Source organism: Blastochloris viridis, assembly GCF_001402875.1.
GTDB classification, from domain to species: Bacteria; Pseudomonadota; Alphaproteobacteria; order Rhizobiales; family Xanthobacteraceae; genus Blastochloris; species Blastochloris viridis.
This window is the reverse complement of record NZ_CP012946.1, coordinates 382,558-401,165: the sequence shown is the minus strand read 5'-3', so window position 1 is coordinate 401,165 and position 18,608 is coordinate 382,558. Positions and strand designations below refer to the sequence as shown.

At 67.6% G+C, this 18,608-nt stretch carries 15 protein-coding genes; 7 read left to right on the top strand and 8 right to left on the bottom strand.

The genetic code is table 11. The features are described from left to right. Nucleotides 1-33: 33 nt before the first annotated feature. The gene (locus BVIR_RS01830; protein WP_055036176.1) at nucleotides 34-1,161 is read left to right on the top strand and encodes an acyl-CoA dehydrogenase family protein; all 1,128 of its coding nucleotides are present in this window, start codon (nucleotides 34-36) and stop codon (nucleotides 1,159-1,161) included. Between the two features lie 466 nt (nucleotides 1,162-1,627). Next, on the top strand, nucleotides 1,628-2,962 hold the full coding sequence (locus BVIR_RS01825; protein ID WP_055036175.1) for a phenylacetate--CoA ligase family protein: 1,335 nt from the start codon (nucleotides 1,628-1,630) through the stop codon (nucleotides 2,960-2,962). A gap of 245 nt (nucleotides 2,963-3,207) precedes the next feature. On the opposite strand, the gene BVIR_RS01820 is transcribed toward BVIR_RS01825, so the two are convergent. The 4 genes from BVIR_RS01820 to BVIR_RS01805 form a co-directional block, all read right to left on the bottom strand. Then, on the bottom strand, nucleotides 3,208-3,528 hold the full coding sequence (locus BVIR_RS01820) for a hypothetical protein (protein WP_055036174.1): 321 nt from the start codon (nucleotides 3,526-3,528) through the stop codon (nucleotides 3,208-3,210). 276 nt (nucleotides 3,529-3,804) lie between these two features. Then, nucleotides 3,805-4,581 carry a MetQ/NlpA family ABC transporter substrate-binding protein gene (locus BVIR_RS01815; RefSeq protein ID WP_055036173.1) on the bottom strand — a complete coding sequence of 259 codons (777 nt, stop codon included), beginning with the start codon at nucleotides 4,579-4,581 and terminating at the stop codon, nucleotides 3,805-3,807. 50 nt (nucleotides 4,582-4,631) lie between these two features. Further along, nucleotides 4,632-5,336, bottom strand: a complete 705-nt coding sequence (locus BVIR_RS01810) for a methionine ABC transporter permease (protein ID WP_417852038.1) — start codon at nucleotides 5,334-5,336, stop codon at nucleotides 4,632-4,634. Next, nucleotides 5,326-6,435: a methionine ABC transporter ATP-binding protein gene (locus tag BVIR_RS01805; protein ID WP_055036172.1), complete on the bottom strand. Its 1,110-nt coding sequence runs from the start codon at nucleotides 6,433-6,435 to the stop codon at nucleotides 5,326-5,328. Before BVIR_RS01805 ends, BVIR_RS01810 begins: the two co-directional genes overlap by 11 nt. A 783-nt stretch (nucleotides 6,436-7,218) precedes the next feature. Between BVIR_RS01805 and BVIR_RS01800 the strand changes: the two genes are divergently transcribed. The 3 genes from BVIR_RS01800 (at nucleotide 7,219) to BVIR_RS01790 (ending at nucleotide 11,093) form a co-directional block, all read left to right on the top strand. Next, nucleotides 7,219-8,394 (top strand): aminotransferase, encoded by a 1,176-nt coding sequence (locus BVIR_RS01800; RefSeq protein ID WP_055036171.1) that lies wholly within the window; start codon nucleotides 7,219-7,221, stop codon nucleotides 8,392-8,394. A 129-nt stretch (nucleotides 8,395-8,523) separates the two neighbouring features. Continuing rightward, a complete protein-coding gene (locus tag BVIR_RS01795) occupies nucleotides 8,524-9,909 on the top strand; it encodes a pyridoxal-phosphate dependent enzyme (protein ID WP_145911899.1) in 1,386 nt (461 codons plus the stop codon). 5 nt (nucleotides 9,910-9,914) lie between these two features. Then, on the top strand, nucleotides 9,915-11,093 hold the full coding sequence (locus BVIR_RS01790; protein WP_055038603.1) for a cystathionine gamma-synthase: 1,179 nt from the start codon (nucleotides 9,915-9,917) through the stop codon (nucleotides 11,091-11,093). A gap of 96 nt (nucleotides 11,094-11,189) precedes the next feature. On the opposite strand, the gene BVIR_RS16215 is transcribed toward BVIR_RS01790, so the two are convergent. Together BVIR_RS16215 and ettA are read right to left on the bottom strand one after the other, a co-directional pair. Beyond that, on the bottom strand, nucleotides 11,190-11,660 hold the full coding sequence (locus BVIR_RS16215) for a YbjN domain-containing protein (RefSeq protein WP_169788567.1): 471 nt from the start codon (nucleotides 11,658-11,660) through the stop codon (nucleotides 11,190-11,192). 212 nt (nucleotides 11,661-11,872) lie between these two features. Next, nucleotides 11,873-13,528 carry an energy-dependent translational throttle protein EttA gene (ettA, locus tag BVIR_RS01780; RefSeq protein ID WP_055036169.1) on the bottom strand — a complete coding sequence of 552 codons (1,656 nt, stop codon included), beginning with the start codon at nucleotides 13,526-13,528 and terminating at the stop codon, nucleotides 11,873-11,875. A gap of 454 nt (nucleotides 13,529-13,982) precedes the next feature. Here ettA and BVIR_RS01775 point away from each other — a divergent pair, with 454 nt between their 5' ends. Together BVIR_RS01775 and BVIR_RS01770 are read left to right on the top strand one after the other, a co-directional pair. Continuing rightward, nucleotides 13,983-15,644: a putative bifunctional diguanylate cyclase/phosphodiesterase gene (locus BVIR_RS01775; protein ID WP_055036168.1), complete on the top strand. Its 1,662-nt coding sequence runs from the start codon at nucleotides 13,983-13,985 to the stop codon at nucleotides 15,642-15,644. Between the two features lie 122 nt (nucleotides 15,645-15,766). Continuing rightward, entirely contained in the window at nucleotides 15,767-16,273 is a 507-nt protein-coding gene (locus BVIR_RS01770) for a BLUF domain-containing protein (RefSeq protein WP_236823658.1), read from the top strand. A 22-nt stretch (nucleotides 16,274-16,295) separates the two neighbouring features. Here the strand turns inward: BVIR_RS01770 and BVIR_RS01765 are convergent, their stop codons facing one another. Both BVIR_RS01765 and BVIR_RS01760 read right to left on the bottom strand, forming a co-directional pair. Continuing rightward, nucleotides 16,296-16,934: a 2-dehydro-3-deoxy-6-phosphogalactonate aldolase gene (locus tag BVIR_RS01765; RefSeq protein ID WP_055038601.1), complete on the bottom strand. Its 639-nt coding sequence runs from the start codon at nucleotides 16,932-16,934 to the stop codon at nucleotides 16,296-16,298. Nucleotides 16,935-17,552: 618 nt separating this feature from the next. Beyond that, nucleotides 17,553-18,506, bottom strand: a complete 954-nt coding sequence (locus BVIR_RS01760) for a CHAD domain-containing protein (RefSeq protein ID WP_060832940.1) — start codon at nucleotides 18,504-18,506, stop codon at nucleotides 17,553-17,555. Nucleotides 18,507-18,608 lie beyond the last annotated feature (102 nt).

The following is an 18,608-nucleotide window of genomic DNA, read 5'->3' as shown; positions in this document are numbered from 1 at the left end:
GGGAGCCGCGCCGTTGGGCCGGAATCGAATTCAATGATCCTCACCGACATCCAGAGCCAGATCCGCGACACCGCGCGCGACTTCGCCCGCGAGCGGCTATTGCCCACCGCCGCGGCGCGCGACGCCGCGCATGCCTTCCCCACAGCCGAGCTGAGGGAGATGGGCGAACTCGGCTTTCTCGGCATGCTGGTGCCGGAAACCTATGGCGGCTCCGACACCGGCATGGTGGCCTATACGCTGGCGCTGGAGGAGATCGCCGCCGGCGACGGCGCCTGCTCGACCATCGTCAGCGTGCATTCGTCCGTCGCCTGCATGCCGATCCTGAAGTTCGGCACCGACGACCAGAAGGCGCGTTTCCTTCCGAAGCTCGCCAGCGGCGAATGGATCGGCGGCTTCGCCTTGACCGAACCGCAGGCCGGCTCCGACGCCTCGGCACTGCGCACCCGCGCGCGCCGCGACGGCGACCACTACGTGCTGTCGGGCTCGAAGCAGTTCATCACCTCCGGCAAGAACGGCCAGCTGATCATCACCTTCGCCGTCACCGACCCTGCCGCCGGCAAGAAGGGCATCACCGCCTTCATCGTGCCGACCGACACCCCCGGCTACGAGGTGGTGCGGGTGGAGGAAAAACTCGGCCAGCACGCCTCCGACACCTGCCAGCTCGCCTTCAACGACATGCGCATTCCCGCCGAGCTTCGGCTCGGTGCCGAGGGCGAGGGGCTGAAGATCGCGCTGGCCAACCTTGAAGGCGGCCGCATCGGTATCGCGTCGCAGTCGGTCGGCATGGCGCGGGCCGCGTTCGAGGCCGCGCGCGATTATGCCAAGGAGCGCGTCACCTTCGGCAAGCCGATCATCGAGCACCAGGCGGTGGCGTTCCGCCTCGCCGACATGGCCACGCGCCTTGCCGCGGCGCGGCAGTTGGTGCTGCACGCGGCATCCTTGCGCGAAGCCGGCCTGCCCTGCCTCACCGAGGCGTCGATGGCGAAATTGTTCGCGTCGGAGACGGCGGAGGCGGTGTGCTCGGGCGCCATCCAGACCCTGGGCGGCTACGGCTACTTGAAGGACTTCCCGGTCGAGCGCATCTATCGCGACGTGCGGGTGTGCCAGATCTATGAGGGCACCAGCGACGTCCAGCGCATCGTCATCGCCCGCAATCTGTGACCGCAGCCAGCGTTGACGCCGAAACCCTGCCCGAGGCCATCCTCCGGCAGGGTTTTCTGCTCGACGCGCACCTTGCTGCCTCACACGAGGGCCGCCCGATCAGGCTTGCGGTCCGTCGTCCGACGCCAAAATGTCCTCGCCCGATCACGGCTTTTTCGGTGCTGCTGTTTCCGCGATCACGCGGCGCGCCCATCCAGCGACAGTATCAAGGAACAACAATTCCACACCAAGCCATTTCTATGTATTCATTTTCTACGGCATTTTGATTCCGAGTTATTTTATGCTTATTTATAGGCCTCCCGCGATATCGGCTTGAACTCGATGACGGCTGTGGTTGTCTCTGCCGAGAACATCCTTCCGGCACCACCGTAACAGCCGAGCCGACCCAAACTCATTGCGCCCGCCTGCCCGCATCCCCGGCGCAGCAGGGCCGCGCCGGGTTGCGCTCGCGTCAGGACTGCACGACATGAGCCACGCCGACGACCGCCCGTACTGGGACGCCAAGCTCGAAACCCAAAGCCGCCAGGACTGGGATCGCCTCAAGCTCGCGCTGCTGAAGCAGCATCTCGCTCACGCCTACGCTCGCTCGCCTTATTACCGCTCGGCGTTCGACGCTGCGAAGGCGCACCCCGACCAGATCAACACGCTCGACGACATCCGCCGCTTCCCGTTCATCGACAAGCGCGTACTGCGCGACCGCCAGTTCGCGGTACCGCCGTTCGGCGACCTCACCGCCGTGCCCGAGCGCGACATCGTCTATATCTCCGCCTCCTCCGGCTCGACCGGCGTGCCGACCGCCTCGCCGTTCACCGCGCGAGATTTCGACGACTGGATCGACTATGAGGCGCGCCAGTTCTGGTCGTCCGGCATGCGGCCGCATGACCGCTACGCCCACTCGCTCAACATGTCGCTGTTCATCGGCGGCCCCTGCGTGCTCGGCGCCCAGAAGCTCGGCGCGCTCTCCATCCACGCCGGAACGCTGCCATCGGAGCGGCTGCTGGGCATCCTCAAGCAGTTCCAGGCCACTGTGATCTGGACCACGCCATCCTACGCCTGGTACCTCGGCGAAACCGCGGTGAAGGAAGGCTACGACCTGCGCAAGGACCTCTCGGTGAAGCGCATCTTCGTTGCCGGCGAGCCGGGCGGCTCGATCCCTGAGACCCGCACCCGCATCGAGGACCTGTGGGGCGCCGCAGTCTACGACTATTATGGCCTGTCCGACATCTTCGGCTCATGCGCCGGCATGTGCGAGGAGAAGGACGGCCTGCACTGGGCGGAAGACCACATCCTGATCGAGGTGCTCGACCAGGTCACCGGCCTGCCGGTGAAGCCGGGCGAGCGCGGCGAGATGGTGCTGACCACGCTGAAGAAGTCCGCACGGCCGATGGTGCGCTTCCGCACCGGCGACATCGTCTCCTACAACCCCGCCCCCTGCAAATGCGGCCGCACCGCGCTCCGGCTCGACGGCATCCACGGCCGGCTCGACGACATGCTGATCATCAAGGGCGTCAATCTGTTCCCCAGCGACGTCGAGGCGGTGGCGCGGCAGGACCACGAACTGACCGGCGAATATCGCCTGATCGTCGACCGGGTGAACCACCTCGACCGCCTCACCGTCGAGGTCGAGAAGGTGCGCGGCTATAACGGCCACGACCACGACCTCGCCCACCGCTTCGTGCGCAAGCTGAAGTCGGTGACCGGCGTGTCGGCCGACGTCATCGTGCTGCCACCCGACACGCTGCCGCGCGCCACCCACAAGGCCAAGCGCGTCGAGGACCGCCGCACCGGCGTGTGGGGATAATCGCCGGCCGGCCACGGACATCCTCGCCGTCGGCGGCGAGGATGTCCGCCGCGCCGTCGCAGCGCCAGGGCCGCCGTCGCCGCCTCCACTGAAGCAGACACCTCTCCATTATCGTGGTCGAACGCTCCGCCGTCGTCCCCGTTGCGCTGCCGCTACTGGACGAAACGTAACCGCGGCAACGCCGCGCGATTGCGTGAGAGCCCGGCCGGCGTACGGTTGCCGTGACCTGAGGCCCTGGAGCGGCTTCAACCAAACGAACGGGAGAGAACCATGACTGCCACCGCCGCGACGATGCCAATGACGAGCAACATGATGCCGATGCCCATGATGCCGATGATGAACGGCATGATGCCGATGAACTCGATGCCGATGATGGGCGGCATGATGCCGATGATGATGGCCACCATGACCTGCAAGATGACCGACACCGGCATGGTGTGCGAGATGATGCCGATGGCCGGCATGTCGAAGGAGATGTTCATGGAATGCTGCAAGAGCATGATGAACATGATGGCCGCCGGCATGCCGATGATGTGCTGCTGCGGCATGATGACGATGTGCTGCATGCCCGCGGCCGCATGATGGCGCCGGCCGAGGCCGGGGCCGCCGCAGCAACGCGGCCCCGCAAAGCCGCCGGTCGGCAGGCGACAGCGACATCGCCCGACCGTGAAGCGAACCTCCGGCCCAAGCGGCCGGTTTTCGTTCTCGCACGCCGCGCGGGCATCTTTCGCGAACGCTGCTGCCGGTGCGGGCGAGTTTCCACAAATCGGAATTACTTGGCCGATCAGGCCGACGGCCGCGACGGCCGGGTCGCAACCTGGCCGCGCTTCATGCCGTCACGCTCACCACGCCGCGACATAGGCGCCCTTGAACGCGGTGGCGATGAACTGCTTGACCGCATCGCTGTGATAGGCGCGCACGAAGGTCGCCACCCACGGCTTGTCCTTGTCCTCATCGCGCACCGCGATGATGTTGACCCACGGCCCGTCGGCGGCTTCCTTCAGGATCGGATCGCGCACCGGATCGAGCCCGGCCTGGACGGCGTAGTTGTTGTTCACCGCAGCGGCGTCGACGTCGGGGAGCGAGCGCGGCAACTGGGCAGCGTCGAGCTCGACGAACTTGTAGGCCTTGGGATTGCCGACGATATCGGCGACGCCAGCGGTGACGCCCGCGCCCTCGCGCAGCGTGATGATGCCGTGGGCGGCGAGCAACTGCAGCGAGCGCGCACCGTTGGTCGGATCGTTCTGGATCGCGATGGTGGCGCCGCGCGGCAGATCATCGAAGCTCTTGTACGTCTTGGCGTAGAACCCCATCGGCGAGGCGATGGTGTCGGCCACCTTCACCAGCTTCCAGCTGGTCTTGGCGAGCTGGTTCCTCAGGTACGGCTCGTGCTGGAACGAGTTGATCTCGATGTCCTTCAGCGCCAGCGCCTGATTGGGAATGACGTAATCGGTGAACTCGACCACCTTGACGTCGAGCCCGAGCTTCTTGGCCTCCGGCACCACCTGCTCAAGAATCTGCGCGTGCGGCCCGGCGCTGACGCCGACGCGGATGGTTTCGGCGACGGCCGGCGCGGCGAGCGCGACCACCACGGCCGAGGCGAGGAACAGTCGTTTCATGATCGGATGTCCAGCTGTTGTGTTGGCGGGGGAAACGAACGGCGGCGCGGTCATTCGCGGCGGGTGCGGCGATCGAGCCGGCGGGCCAGGGAATCGCCCGCGCTCTGCACCAACTGCACCAGCGCCACCAGGATCACCACCACCGCCAGCATCACCTCCGGCATGAAGCGCTGGTAGCCGTAGCGGATGCCGAGGTCGCCGAGCCCGCCGCCGCCGACCGCGCCCACCATCGCCGAATGGCCGATCAGGCTAACCAGCGACAGCGTCAGGCCGAGCACGATCGCCGGCAGCGCTTCGGGCACCAGAACCTTGCGCACGATCTGCAACGGCGAGGCGCCCATGGCGCGGGCGGCTTCGATCAGGCCGGGGTCAACCTCGCGCACCGCGCCTTCGACGATGCGGGCGATGAACGGCGTCGCGGCAATGGTCAACGGCACGATTGCCGCCGCGGTGCCGATCGAGGTGCCGGCGACGAGGCGGGTGAACGGGATGATCGCCACCACCAGAATGATGAACGGCGTCGAGCGCGTCGCATTGACCACCGCGCCCAGCGCCGAATTGGTGACGGGCGCGGCGAAGATCTCGCCGCTGCGCGAGGTTGCGAGGAACACCCCGAGCGGCAGCCCGAGTACGGTGCCGATCAGACCGGCGACGCCGACCATGAACAGCGTGTCGAGCAATGCGGCAATCAGCTGATCGACGATGGCCGGCGACAGCAGCAGGCCGGATAAATCGAACGGCAGCTCAAGCGACATGGCCGAGAATCTCCGTCGAGAGGTTGAGGCGGGCGAGCGCGGCGCGAACCGCCTCGACAGTGACGGGCTCGCCCGGCACCGCAACGATCAGCGTGCCGAACGAGCGGCCGGCGATCGGATCGATCTGGCCGGCCAGGATGTTGACGTCGATGCCGAGCAGGCGGGTGACGCGGGACAGCACCGGCTCGTCAGCGTTGGGGCCGGTGAAGACGATGCGCAGCACGGTGCGACCGCCCGCCACCGGCTCGGGCTGCAGCCGGGCCCGCAGCTCGTCCGACACCAGCGAGCCGGTGACCGAGCCGACGAAGCTCTTGGTGGTGTCGTGGCGCGGATGCGCGAACACCTCGAAGGTCGAGCCCTGCTCGACCACACGGCCCTGGTCGAGCACCGCCACGCGGTCGGCGATCGACTTCACCACATTCATCTCGTGGGTGATCAGCACCACCGTGAGGTGAAGCTCGCGGCGGATGCGGGCGATGAGCGACAGGATCTGCTGGGTGGTCTCGGGGTCGAGCGCCGAGGTGGCCTCGTCGCACAGCAGCACTTTGGGCCGCACCGCCAGCGCGCGGGCGATGCCGACGCGCTGCTTCTGCCCGCCCGACAACTCGGACGGATAGCGGTCGCGCTGCGCCTCAAGGCCGACCAGATCGAGCAACTCGTCGACCCGCGGGGCGATGTCGCGGCGCGCCCAGCCGGCGATCTCCAGCGCCAGCGCGACATTGTCGGCAGCGGTGCGGCGGGCGAGCAGCGCGAAATGCTGGAACACCATGCCGATCGACCGCCGCGCCGTGCGCGCCGCCGCCTCGGGCAACTCGGACAGCACCACGCCGTCGAGCTCGACCCGGCCAGCGGTCGGCCGCTCCAGCGCGTTGACGATGCGCACCAGCGTCGACTTGCCGGCGCCGCTGCGGCCGATGATGCCGAGAATCTCGCCAGCACCGACATCGATCGAAATGTCATGGAGAGCGGTGACCGGCTCGGCATTGCCGCGCGGCCGATAGATCTTGCCGACGCGGTCGAGCCGGATCACCGGCGGTCGCGGCTCTGGCAGCGGAACAGCGTCGTCCGCGCGCAGCACCGCAGTGGTGTGTGCGTTCATGGAACACTCCGATGCGCCGCGAGGCTGGCGGCGATCAGCGAAACGGGATTGATGAAGCCGGACCAGCCGGCGGCGCGACGGAACCGTCAGCGACAACAGGTCATGGGCATCATGGCACACCTCATTCGGCGCGGTCCCACGAACGCATGTCCGGGGCGCTTTAGCGTTTGGTGTCGCGGCGCAAGCTGCTGACTCAAATCACCGCGGCCCGCGGTTTCTGCAGCCGCGGACGGAATAAGCATCGGGCGCAAGCCGCAGAGCGTCAAGCGCGATCCGCGCTGAAACAATGGACTTTTGGCGGTGGCACCACAAATAGCGATCCCGTTCTCCGATCGCGCCAGGTGAGAAAAGAACGATGTCCGACAGGGCCGCGGTGGAGAATACTTCCCCCGAACGCTGGGCCGGTGCCGGCGGGCCCGGCCCCTCCGCGGCATCGTGCCGCGTCCCGCGATTCGGCTGCGGGCTGATCCGGCCGGGACCCTCAATCCGGCCGCCGAACAATCCCCCTGATCCAGGATCCGTCACCGAGGTGATTTCGAAAAGCCGAAGGGGCCAGCCGGAAACAGCTTGATCCGGCTTCGCGGAAGAACAACCCCGAAATCGCCCGAGATTTCGAAGGACTTTTCCCATCGCCGCGACAAATTGAAGATGTGTTTCCTGGGCGGTGATTGAAACGGCAGACCGTGCTCTCTAAAATTCGGTATCAAGGCTCGCGACATCACCCCCGCATTCCGCGATCGGGTGGACGCCACGGCTGCTGCGGCAAGGTCCAGAGAACATTCCATGGCAAATTCGATCTTCGGCGCCGCCGGCACGACCATCTTCGAGGCGATGTCGCGACTGGCAGCGGAAACCGGATCGATCAATCTCGGCCAGGGCTTTCCGGAAGGGCTGGAGCCGCGGGAGGTGATCGAGGCGGCGGCGCGAGCGATGCGCGAGGGCCCGCATCAATACCCCTCGATGATGGGAACCCCCGCTTTGCGCCAGGCGGTCGCCGCCAACGCCAAACGCAACCTCGGCCTCGACGTCGACTGGGAGCGCGAGGTGATGGTCACCTCCGGCGCCACCGAGGCCTTGGCAGACGCCTTCTTCGGCCTGCTCGACACCGGCGACGAGGTGATCGTGCTGGAGCCGGCCTATGATTCCTATGCGCCCATCGTGCGCCGGGCCGGCGCGGTGCCCGTGGCGGTGCGCCTGACCCCGCCCGATTGGAGCCTGTCGCTGGACCAGCTCAACGCCGCGGTAACGCCGCGCACCAGGGCCATCGTCATCAACACTCCGATGAACCCGATCGGCAAGGTGTTCTCCGCCGCCGAGTTGCGCAGCCTCGCCGATTTCGTGCTGGCGCATGACCTCGTCGTCATCGCCGACGAGGTCTACGAGCATCTGGTCTTCGACGGCCGCCGCCACCGCACCCTGTTCGCGATCCCGGAGATGCGCGAGCGCGTCGTGCGGATCGGCTCGGCCGGCAAGACCTTCTCGGTCACCGGCTGGAAGGTCGGCTACATCACCGCGGACGCCAAGCTGCTTGGCCCGATCGCGCGCGCCCACCAGTACATCACCTTCACCACGCCGCCGGCGCTGCAGGCCGCGGTTGCGTTCGGGCTCGCCCTGCCCGACAGCTATTTCGACGGGCTGCGCGCCGACCTCGGCCGCCGCCGCGACCTGCTGCTCGCCGGCCTTCGGGGCGCCGGATTCGAGGTCGGCGACGTTGCCGGCACCTATTTCGCCGTCGCCGCGGTCGGCGACCTCGACCCCGACCGGGATGACCTCGCCTTCTGTCGACGCTTGACCCATGAGGCCGGCGTGACCGCGGTGCCGATCTCCTCGTTCTACGGCGCCCGCGACGTGAAGAGTCACATCCGCTTCTGCTTCGCCAAGACCACCGACACGCTGGAGGAGGCGGTTCGCCGTCTCACAAGCTGGCGCGGCGGCGTGGCTCTCAAGGCCGCTTCCTGACCTGACGCGCCGGCTGGTTTCGGCGCCGATTTCGTTCCTACGCCCTCAATGGGCCTGATCGGACCTTGCGCCGCGCGGGAATCGTTCGCCTGCGCGAACGGCGCTGGCTGGATATTTGTGAGGACAATCATGACGGTGCATCGCGCACAGCCGGACCGCAACGGCGTGCTCGCTCTGATCGGAAACACGCCGGTGGTCGAGATTTTGAAGCTCGACACCGGGCCTTGCCGGTTGTTTGTCAAGCTGGAGAACCAGAACCCGGGCGGCTCGATCAAGGACCGCGTCGCGACCTCGATGATCGAGGCGGCCGAACGCGACGGCCGCCTGACGCCCGGCTCCACCATCATCGAGGCCACCGCCGGCAACACCGGCCTCGGCCTCGCTTTGGTGGCGGCGCAGAAGGGCTATCGGCTGATCCTGATCGTGCCGGACAAGATGGCCCGCGAGAAGGTGCTGCACTTGAAGGCGCTCGGCGCCGAGGTGCGCATCACCCGCTCCGACGTGCCCAAGGGCCACCCCGATTATTACCAGGACATCGCCGAACGCCTCGCCGCCGAAATTCCCGGCGCGTTCTACGCCAATCAGTTCGGCAATCCCGCCAATCCGCTGGCGCACGAAACCACCACCGGGCCGGAGCTGTGGGATCAGCTCGGCCACGACGTTGACGCGGTGGTGGCCGGGGTCGGCTCGGGCGGCACCATCACCGGGGTCGGGCGGTTTCTCAAGAAGGTCTCGCCCCAGACCGAGATGGTGCTGGCCGACCCCGAGGGCTCGGTGCTGGCGCACTACCTCGCCACCGGCGAGCTGATCGAAGCCGGCTCGTGGCGGGTGGAGGGCATCGGCGAGGACTTCGTGCCGCCGGTCTCCGACCTCGGCCTCGTCGGCCGCGCCTATACCATCACCGATGCCGAGAGCTTTTCGACCGCGCGCGACCTCCTGCTCCACGAGGGCATCCTCGCCGGCTCGTCCTCCGGCACGCTGGTGGCGGCGGCACTGCGCTACTGCCGGGAGCAAACCGTGCCGAAGCGGGTCGCCACCTTCATCTGCGATAGCGGCAACAAGTACCTGTCGAAGATGTTCAACGACATCTGGCTGATCGACGAGGGCTTCTCGAAGCGCGACGCCACCGGCACCGTGCGCGATCTGGTGACGCGCGGATTCGACAGCGGCGGCACCATCGTGGTCGGCCCGAACGACACGCTGCGCACCGCATTCAACCGGATGCGGGCGGCCGACGTGTCGCAGTTGCCGGTGGTCGAGGGCGGCCGTGTGGTCGGGCTGATCGATGAGAGCGACATCCTCAACGTCATTGCCACCGGCACGCCCTCGTTCGCCCGGCCGGTCGCCGACGCCATGGTGCGCGACCTCGTCATCACGCCGGCAGCCTCGCCGATCGCCGCGCTCAACGAACTGTTCGAACAGGACCGCGTCGCCATCGTGGTCGACGGCGAACGCTTCGTCGGCCTCGTCACCCGCGTCGACCTGATCAACCACCTCCGCTTGAGGACTGCATGAACGTCATGACCAAGAGTTCCGACCGGCGGGACAATCGGCTGCACTTCGTCACCCGCACCATTCATGCCGGCCAGTCGCCCGATCCATCGACCGGGGCGGTGATGGTGCCGATCTACGCCACCTCGACCTTCGTGCAGGAGAGCCCCGGCGTTCACAAGGGCTTCGAATACGCCCGCAGCCAGAACCCGACCCGGATGGCGTTCGAGCGCTGCGTTGCCGACCTGGAGAGCGGCAGCCGCGGCTATGCGTTCGCCTCCGGCCTTGCCGCCATCTCCACCGTACTGGAGCTGTTCGACGCCGGCAGCCACGTCGTCGCCTCCGATGACCTCTATGGCGGCACCTTCCGCCTGTTCGAGCGGGTGCGGTCGCGGACGGCCGGGCTCGCCGCCTCTTACGTCGATATGGCCGACCTCGACGCCCTCGCCGCCGCCATCGGGCCACAGACGCGGCTGATCTGGATCGAGACGCCGACCAACCCGACGCTCAAGCTGGTCGACATCGAGGCGGTGGCACGCCTCGCCAAAAGCCGCGGGGTGGTGACGGTGGTCGACAACACCTTCGCCAGCCCCTACGTGCAGCGCCCGCTCGAACTCGGCGCCGACCTCGTGGTCCACTCCACCACCAAATATCTCAACGGCCATTCCGACATGGTCGGCGGCGTGGCCGTGGTCGGCGGCAATGCCGACCTCGCCGAGCGCTTGGCGTTTCTGCACAACGCGGTTGGCGCGATCTCCGGGCCGTTCGACAGCTTCCTGGCGCTGCGCGGGCTGAAGACGCTGGCGCTGCGCCTGGAGCGCCACTGCTCGAACGCGCTGGAGCTGGCGCGCTGGCTGGAGCGCCAGCCGCGGGTGCGGCGCGTCCATTATCCCGGGCTCGAAAGCCACCCCCAGCACGCGCTGGCCAAGCGCCAGATGCACGGCTTCGGCGGCATCGTCACCGTCGAGCTCGACGCCGACCTCGGCGCCACCCGCCGGGTGCTGGAGCGCACCAAGCTGTTCCAGCTCGCCGAGAGCCTCGGCGGGGTCGAGAGCCTGATCGAGCACCCTGCCATCATGACCCACGCCTCGATCCCGCCGGAGCGGCGGCGGGCACTGGGCATCGACGACGGGCTGATCCGGCTTTCGGTCGGCATCGAGCACGTCGAGGACCTGCGCGAGGACCTCGACGCCGCGCTGCGCGGGTAACCCAAACACCGCTCCGGCGCCGGGGGGCGGCGCCGGAGCGACCGCCGGACCAAACGTCACCCCCGGCCGGCCCGAACGCCGGCAGTCAGCGCGCGATCACTTGACGAAGCGTTTGGCGAATTCGCCGAGGCTGGAGTCCCACACCTCCAGGAAGCCCTTGAAATAGTCCTCCGACACCGGCTGCTGCAGCCACAGCCCGGCGCGCAAATGGGGATCGCCGTCCTTGTCGATGGCGCCCTTGCTGAGGGCCTTGTCGTAGTTCCAGTCGTTGATGTCCTGCAGCGTCGGCTTTTCCTTGGTCAGAAAGCCGGCGGCGAACACGACCTGATTGCAGTTCGCGCCGTTGTCGCAGCCGAAGAACACGACGCGGAAGCGAAAGCCGGCGGCGCGGCTCTCGATCATCGGATCGCCGGTGGCGTCCTTGGTCAGCTTGGCCTGATAGCCGGCGTTCTGCAGCGCGGCGATCAGGCTGTCCGGACGGGTGGCGGTGACGTCGGCGGCAACGGCGGACGTCAGGGTGAGCATGCTGGCGGCAAGTCCCGCAACGATCGGTGTTGGCAAAGGCATCGCGCTTTCCCTCCCACGCGTCGAGCCGCGCGGCCGCCCATGGTCGCACGACGGCGCCGAAGGTTCGAGAGGACGCGTCTGAAATGTCGATCGCATTCCACGACGTGGCCGGCCAGGTGACCTGTTGTGGCCAAGGCGCTCAAGCCGGAGTTCATGCCTGTGCTGCCATGCCGGCTCCTGTTGAGCCAGCATGGCATGGGAGCGTCCGCCGCTCAGCGCGCGAATTTCTTGTACTTCAGCCGGTGCGGCAGGATGGAGTCGGTGCCCAGCCGCCGCATCTTGTCGGCCTCATAGTCCTGGAAGTTGCCCTCGAACCATTCGACGTGGCTGTCGCCCTCGAACGCCAGGATGTGGGTGGCGATGCGATCGAGGAACCAGCGATCATGGCTGATGATCACCGCGCAGCCGGCGTAATCCTCTAAGGCCTCTTCCAGCGCGCGCAGGGTGTCGACGTCGAGGTCGTTGGTGGGCTCGTCGAGCAGCAGCACGTTGGCGCCACTCTTCAGCATCTTGGCGAGGTGGACGCGGTTCCTCTCGCCGCCCGACAGCTGTCCGACCTTCTTCTGCTGGTCGGGGCCCTTGAAGTTGAAGGCCGAGCAATAGGCGCGCGAATTGACCTCGCGCTTGCCGAGCTGCAGCATGTCGAGGCCGCCGGAGACCTCTTCCCACACGTTTTTCTTACCGTCGAGCGAATCGCGGCTCTGGTCGACATAGCCGAGCTTGACCGACTCGCCGACCGTGATCGAGCCGGCGTCGGGTTCTTCCTGGCCAGTGATCATGCGGAACAGCGTGGTCTTGCCGGCGCCGTTGGGGCCGATCACCCCGACGATGCCGCCCGGCGGCAGCTCAAACGAGAGCCCCTCGATCAGCAGCTTGTCGCCAAACGCTTTTGAGAGGCCCTTGAACGAGATGACGTTGTTGCCGAGCCGCTCGGCCACCGGAATGACGATCTGCGCGGTGGTCGGCGCCTTGTCGGACGCTTTGGCCAGCAGTTCGTCATAGCGCTGGTAGCGCGCCTTGGACTTGGCCTGGCGGGCCTTGGGCGAGGCGGCGATCCACTCCTGCTCGCGGGCCAACGTGCGCTGGCGCGCCTCGTCCTCGCGGGACTCCTGCGCCAAGCGCTTTTGCTTCTGCCCCAGCCAGGACGAATAATTGCCCTCGTAGGGGATGCCGCGGCCGCGATCGAGCTCGAGAATCCAGCTCGTGACGTTGTCGAGGAAGTAGCGATCGTGGGTGACGATCAAGATCGCGCCGGGATAGCTGCGCAGGTGGCCTTCCAGCCAGTTCACCGTCTCGGCGTCGAGATGGTTGGTCGGCTCGTCCAGCAGCAGCAGCTCAGGCTGCTCCAGCAGCAGCCGACACAGCGCGACGCGGCGCTTCTCGCCGCCCGACAGCCGGTCCACCGGCCAGTCGTCCGGCGGACAGCCGAGCGCTTCCATCGCCTGCTCGACCTGGGAGTCGAGGTCCCACAGATTCTGCGAGTCGATCTGATCCTGCAGCGCCGATGCCTCCTCCGCGGTCTCATCGGAGTAGTTCATCATCAGCTCGTTGTAGCGGTCGAGGATCGCCTTCTTGGCGGCGACGCCAAGCATGACGTTGCCGCGCACGTCGAGCGCGGGATCGAGCGGCGGCTCCTGCGGCAGGTAACCGACCCGGGCACCCTCCGCCACCCAACCCTCGCCGGTGTACTCGGTGTCGATGCCGGCCATGATGCGCAGCAGCGTCGACTTGCCGGAGCCGTTGACGCCGAGCACGCCGATCTTGGCGTCCGGGTAGAATGACAAATTGATGTTGTTGAGAACCTGCTTGCCGCCGGGATAGGTCTTCGACAGACCCCGCATGTGATAGATGAACTGCCGTCCGTTCATGTCGACCGCTACGGTCGGCCGTCGACACGGCCGCGCCGCCCTTGTTGGGTTTCGGGAAGTTGCGGTCGTTCTAGTCGAGCGGTTCCCCGGTGGCAACGGCGGCCGTCACCGGAGCCGGCCCAATTCCCCCTGCCGCGCCGGGCGCGCCACGCGCGGCCGGCGCGGAACTTCCGCGGTCAGATCACGTTGAATAGATAGAGCAGAATTAGGATCGGGATCGGAATTCCGAGCAGCCAGAGCAAGATGCCACGTCCCATTAGGATCACCTCTTCGTTTCGTTGGCCTTGATCGCAAACGCGGAAAACCCCCAAAGGTTTCATGCCAAGCCTCCGCCTGATAGCAGCGCGCAGAGTTCCACGGAAGCGGTGGGCGCGTAGGCTTAACTGTAACTATTCGGAAAGATCAAAGCTCTACCGTGCAAGGACGCGACCCCCGAATTAGGTTTTCGGCACCGATGGCTTCAGCGGCGCACCTGGGATGGAACCACGACGCCGTGCGGCCAAGGTCGAGCCTTGGGCCGGCAGACAGTGCCGCCGACCTTGCGCTCGCCGTACTGGCCAACCTCAAGCTGGCGGTCGCAGTGCTCGATCCCGAGGGTGGCATTCGGCTCGCCAATCCGCGCTTTGCCAGCCTGTTCGCCGACGCCAGCGCGGCAATGGCGCTACGCGCCGCCCTTCAGGCCACCGCCGGGGGCACCTGCGAAGTCGCGCTCGACGACGGCCGCGTGCTGCGGGTTCAGGCGGCAGCGCTGGCGCACGACCTCCTCGTCACCGCCGAGGATGTCTCTGACCGCGTCGCCGCGCACGCACGCGCGGCAGCGGACGCTCGCGTGGATGCGGTGACCGGCCTCGGCAACGGACTTCTGTTCAAGGAGCGACTGACGGCGTTGGCGTCGGTGCCCGAACGTGAGGCCGGCCCGGCCGCGGCGCTGACGATCTGCCTCGACCGCCTGCGCGAGATTTCCGAACCGCTCGGCCAGCCGTTGGGCGAGGCAGTGCTGCGGGCCGCCGCCGACCGGCTGCGCACGGCAACGGGCCCCGGCGATGTCGTCGCCCGCCTCGACGACGGCAAGTTCGCCGTGCTCCAGCTCGGCCAGCCGCAGCCGCTCGCCGCCACCGAACTGGCCCATCGCCTGGTCGACCTCCTCGGCCGCCCTTATATCCTTGACGGCCATCTGCTCACGGTGGAGCCTCACATCGGCGTGGCGCTGGTGCCGCTCGACGGCCAGGACGGCGCGCAGGTGCTGCGGGCGGCCGACATGGCGCTGTCACTGGCGCGCCGCCACGGCCGTGGCGGGTTTCGTTTTTTCGAGTCGGCGATGGAAGCGCAGATCCAGGCGCGACGACGGCTCGAACTCGATCTGCGGCGCGCCCTCACCTTGCGCGAGTTCACGCTGGTCTACCAGCCGCAGGTCAACGTCGCCACCGGTCAGATCACCGGCTTCGAATCGCTGCTGCGCTGGAACAGCGCCAACCACGGCACCGTCTCGCCTGCCACCTTCATCCCGCTGGCCGAGAGCAGCGGTCTCATCACCGCGCTCGGGGCATGGGGCCTGCGCACCGCCTGCTGCGAGGCAGCACGCTGGCCGCGGCCGCTCAGCATCGCCGTCAACGTCTCCGCAATGCAGGTGGTCGACCCCGGCTTCCTCGCCACCATCCACGGTGCACTGACGGAAAGCGGGCTCGCCCCCGAGCGGCTCGAACTCGAGATCACTGAAAGCGTGCTGCTGCACGACGACGGCGCCGCGCTTGATGTGCTGCGCGCGGTGCGCGACACCGGCGTGCGGGTGTCGATGGACGATTTCGGCACCGGCTACTCGTCGCTGTCGCGGCTGCACAGTTTTCCGTTCGACAAGATCAAGATCGATCAGTCGTTCGTCCGCGCCGGCCCCGACCATCCGAGCGGCCGGGCGATCGTCCGCGCCATCGCCGCGCTCGGCCACGCCCTCGGCATCGATACCACCGCCGAGGGCGTCGAGACCGAGGAGCAGTTCGCTCGCGTTGCCGCCGACGGCTGCACCGAGGTGCAGGGCTATTTGATCAGCCGGCCGCGGCCACCGGAGGAGATCGGCGAGCTGATGCAGGCGCCGGCATTCGGCGCGCGCCGCTCGACCTGATCGCGCCGACACGCCGTGCGGATCCGGACGCCCCCGCCGTCTGTCCGCGTAACCGGCGCGCCACCACCTTCGACCACAGCCCTCGTCCGACCTCGGGTTCGGCAAACTGTCGGGAGAACGCCATGACAATGAACACCATGACGACCAACGATATGGCAACCCAAACACCACCCGAACCGGCCGAGGCCGAGGCCGAGCTCTATCGTCTGGTCTATGTCAGCAGGAACCGGATTCCCGGCACGCCGGCCGAGGTGCTGGCCCAGGTCGAGTCGATCCTGGCGGCGTCCCGGCGCGCCAATGCTGCGATGAACATCACCGGCGCGCTGATCTTCAATTCCGGGACGTTCGCCCAGGTGCTGGAAGGCGCGCGCCGCGACATCGAGGCGCTGATCGAACGCATCTTGCGCGACGAACGCCACGGCGAGGTTCAGGTGCTGGCGTTCGAACCAGCGCCGAGCCGCGCCTTCCCCAACTGGTCGATGGGGTTCATCGGCCGCTCGCGCGAGGACGACAACCTGTTCGCGCACGTCGGCGCAGTCACCGGCTTCGAAGCCGGCCGGCTCGGCAGCGACCGCCTCCTCGAGCTGATGCGCACCATCGCCATTGAGGACGAGCGGCGCACCCCCTGATCGCGATGGCGGCAAGCCTCGCTCAGGCCGCTTCCTGCAGCGCTGCCAGCGCCGACTGGAACGCGGCGGCCCGGGCGGCGACCTCTGCCGGCGTGCGGCCGGCGGCGTAGAGCGCAGCGCCAAGGCCGAAGCCGTTGGCGCCCGCGGCGAAATAGGGCGCCATGCTCTCCGGCGTGATGCCACCGGCCGGCACCAGCTTGATCGACGGCGGCACCACCACCCGCAGCGATTTGACCACCTCCGGCCGGATCATTTCCGCCGGAAACAATTTTATCGTGGTGGCTCCGAGCGCGGTTGCGGCGAACAGTTCGCTCGGCGTCGCCACCCCGGGCATCCCCGCCAGCCCATATTTCTTGGTGAGGCGGACCACCGTCTCGTCGAAGCTCGGGCAGTCGATCAGACGGCCGCCGACGCGCGCGACGTCGGTCACCTGCCGCTCATTGACCACGGCACCGGCGCCGATGACGGTGGACTCGCCGAAAGCATCGACCAGCCGCCGGATCGAGTGAAGCGAGTCCGGGGTGGTGAGCGGCACCTGCATGATGCAGAACCCGGCCTCGACCAGCACCTTGCCGATCGGCACCACCTCTTCCGGGGTCACGCCCCGCAAAATCGCGATCAGCGGACAGGCGGCCAATGCGGCGTCGAACGTCAAAGCCATGTCATCGTCCTCCTCGTGGTCCGTTCCGGCCCCCGCGCCAAGGTCAGAAAACGGCCAACCCATTATTGAGCCTGCGGATGAAATCTTCCGACGCGTTGCGACCGGGCTGGCGGTGCTGGCCGGCGCCCGTGCCGGGTGTTGTCCCCCGCACGATAGCAGTTGCGAGGATGGGCGCAGGCACGCGTCCGGCCGGTTGGCGCGGCGGTCTGACCGAATGGCGCGATCGGACCGCATCCGGCACCTGACCTCGACAGAGTCCCATCGTGTCCGATCGGATACATCCCCGTCGACGGCATCCACCAGTCTCGATCTGCACAATTCGAACTTGCCTTCTTAAGCAGATTTGAATGACTCCGCTAGATTGTGACCGACGCGGATGCCCAGCTGCCGGCTAAGATTCGGGCATTGTTGCAGATGAAATCGATTCGACGTCCTTCGCCGCTCGCCGCGAAATCATAGCACCGCTGGCTTGATCTCACCGCCAGCGCTCGCAACCGTCGTCACCGACGATTCGCGAAGCGCCGAATGTTACGGTCGCGCGGCCGGCGCTACGGTGACGCTACAATCATCGGCAAATCCAACCACCAGGCGACACCTGGGCCGGGCGCCGTGTGCCGGTTACGGCGTCTTGGCCGGCGCGCGTCGCGGCGCAGCGCGGCGGCGCCCGGCAGGTGTCGCGCTGTGCGGCCGCGCCGCGGTCAGGGTGTGCTGGCCGGCATAGGCCATCAGCCGCTCGGCGAAAGCGCGCGGCCGTTCGGCACCGAGCCGCGCCAGTTGCTCCTCCGCGGCGGCGATGTGCTGGCCCTGCCGGGTGCGAATCGCCGCCAGCAGCCGGGCACGGCCGCGGGCGTCACACAGGTGTGGCGCGGCGGCGACGAACCGGATCAACGCCTCGAGGTCCTGGTTCTGGCCGAGACGGTCGCGCAGCTTCTGCACCTCGTCGATCCAAAGCTCGATCGGCCGCGGCCACAGCGGCTGCGCCAGTTCCATCTGGTAACGGTGAATCACCACGGCCTTGCGCAGCTCGTGCAGCGATTCGGCCGGCGCGGCCGACCAGTCCGCTGGCGCCGCATTGACCATCCGGCGGTAGCCCTTGGCGATGGCGAGAATCAGCGACCGCACCGGGATATCGGCGTCGGCGATCTTCGCCGCTTCGGCCCGCGCCCGGGCGAGGAAGGCCCGCACCTCGGCGCGGACAGCGTCGTCGAGGTGAGCGGCCTCGGCCGCCTTGCGGGTCGTTTCGAGCGCCGCCCGCACCGGCGCGGCGAGTTCGGCCCGAATCAGCTGCTTGTCGAGGATGTCCTCCAGCCCTTCGAGCGACGCGGTGAGGTCGCGCGCGCCGGACAGCCGGCGCGCCAGCGCTCCGGCCTCACGCCGTTCGGCAGCGGCCCCGCCGCGCGCCGTCTCGGTGAGTCGCAGCAAAGCGCGGTGGCGCTTGATGGCCTTTCGGAACTCGTGGATCGCGACGTCATCGCGACAGTGGCCGGGTTCGACGGCCGCGGCAGCTTCGTCCAGCCCGGCGATCAGGGCTCGCGATACCTCTCCCGCCGCCGCTTCGTCCCGTCCGAGCATGCGTTTTGGCATGTTTCCCCCGTTTCCAGCGCCCTCCCGGCCATCCGTGTCCGCTCTCGACAACAATAATATGACGATTTTCCCCCGATCCGGGCTTCCCTT

What these genes read in the sequence shown, in the direction of transcription:
- BVIR_RS01830 (WP_055036176.1), top strand. Translation starts at nt 34, where the DNA reads ATGATCCTCACCGACATCCAGAGCCAGATCCGCGACACCGCGCGCGAC.
- BVIR_RS01825 (WP_055036175.1), top strand. Translation starts at nt 1,628, where the DNA reads ATGAGCCACGCCGACGACCGCCCGTACTGGGACGCCAAGCTCGAAACC.
- BVIR_RS01820 (WP_055036174.1), bottom strand. Translation starts at nt 3,528, where the DNA reads ATGCAGCACATCGTCATCATGCCGCAGCAGCACATCATCGGCATGCCG.
- BVIR_RS01815 (WP_055036173.1), bottom strand. Translation starts at nt 4,581, where the DNA reads ATGAAACGACTGTTCCTCGCCTCGGCCGTGGTGGTCGCGCTCGCCGCG.
- BVIR_RS01810 (WP_417852038.1), bottom strand. Translation starts at nt 5,336, where the DNA reads ATGTCGCTTGAGCTGCCGTTCGATTTATCCGGCCTGCTGCTGTCGCCG.
- BVIR_RS01805 (WP_055036172.1), bottom strand. Translation starts at nt 6,435, where the DNA reads ATGAACGCACACACCACTGCGGTGCTGCGCGCGGACGACGCTGTTCCG.
- BVIR_RS01800 (WP_055036171.1), top strand. Translation starts at nt 7,219, where the DNA reads ATGGCAAATTCGATCTTCGGCGCCGCCGGCACGACCATCTTCGAGGCG.
- BVIR_RS01795 (WP_145911899.1), top strand. Translation starts at nt 8,524, where the DNA reads ATGACGGTGCATCGCGCACAGCCGGACCGCAACGGCGTGCTCGCTCTG.
- BVIR_RS01790 (WP_055038603.1), top strand. Translation starts at nt 9,915, where the DNA reads ATGACCAAGAGTTCCGACCGGCGGGACAATCGGCTGCACTTCGTCACC.
- BVIR_RS16215 (WP_169788567.1), bottom strand. Translation starts at nt 11,660, where the DNA reads ATGCCTTTGCCAACACCGATCGTTGCGGGACTTGCCGCCAGCATGCTC.
- ettA (WP_055036169.1), bottom strand. Translation starts at nt 13,528, where the DNA reads ATGAACGGACGGCAGTTCATCTATCACATGCGGGGTCTGTCGAAGACC.
- BVIR_RS01775 (WP_055036168.1), top strand. Translation starts at nt 13,983, where the DNA reads ATGGCTTCAGCGGCGCACCTGGGATGGAACCACGACGCCGTGCGGCCA.
- BVIR_RS01770 (WP_236823658.1), top strand. Translation starts at nt 15,767, where the DNA reads ATGACAATGAACACCATGACGACCAACGATATGGCAACCCAAACACCA.
- BVIR_RS01765 (WP_055038601.1), bottom strand. Translation starts at nt 16,934, where the DNA reads ATGGCTTTGACGTTCGACGCCGCATTGGCCGCCTGTCCGCTGATCGCG.
- BVIR_RS01760 (WP_060832940.1), bottom strand. Translation starts at nt 18,506, where the DNA reads ATGCTCGGACGGGACGAAGCGGCGGCGGGAGAGGTATCGCGAGCCCTG.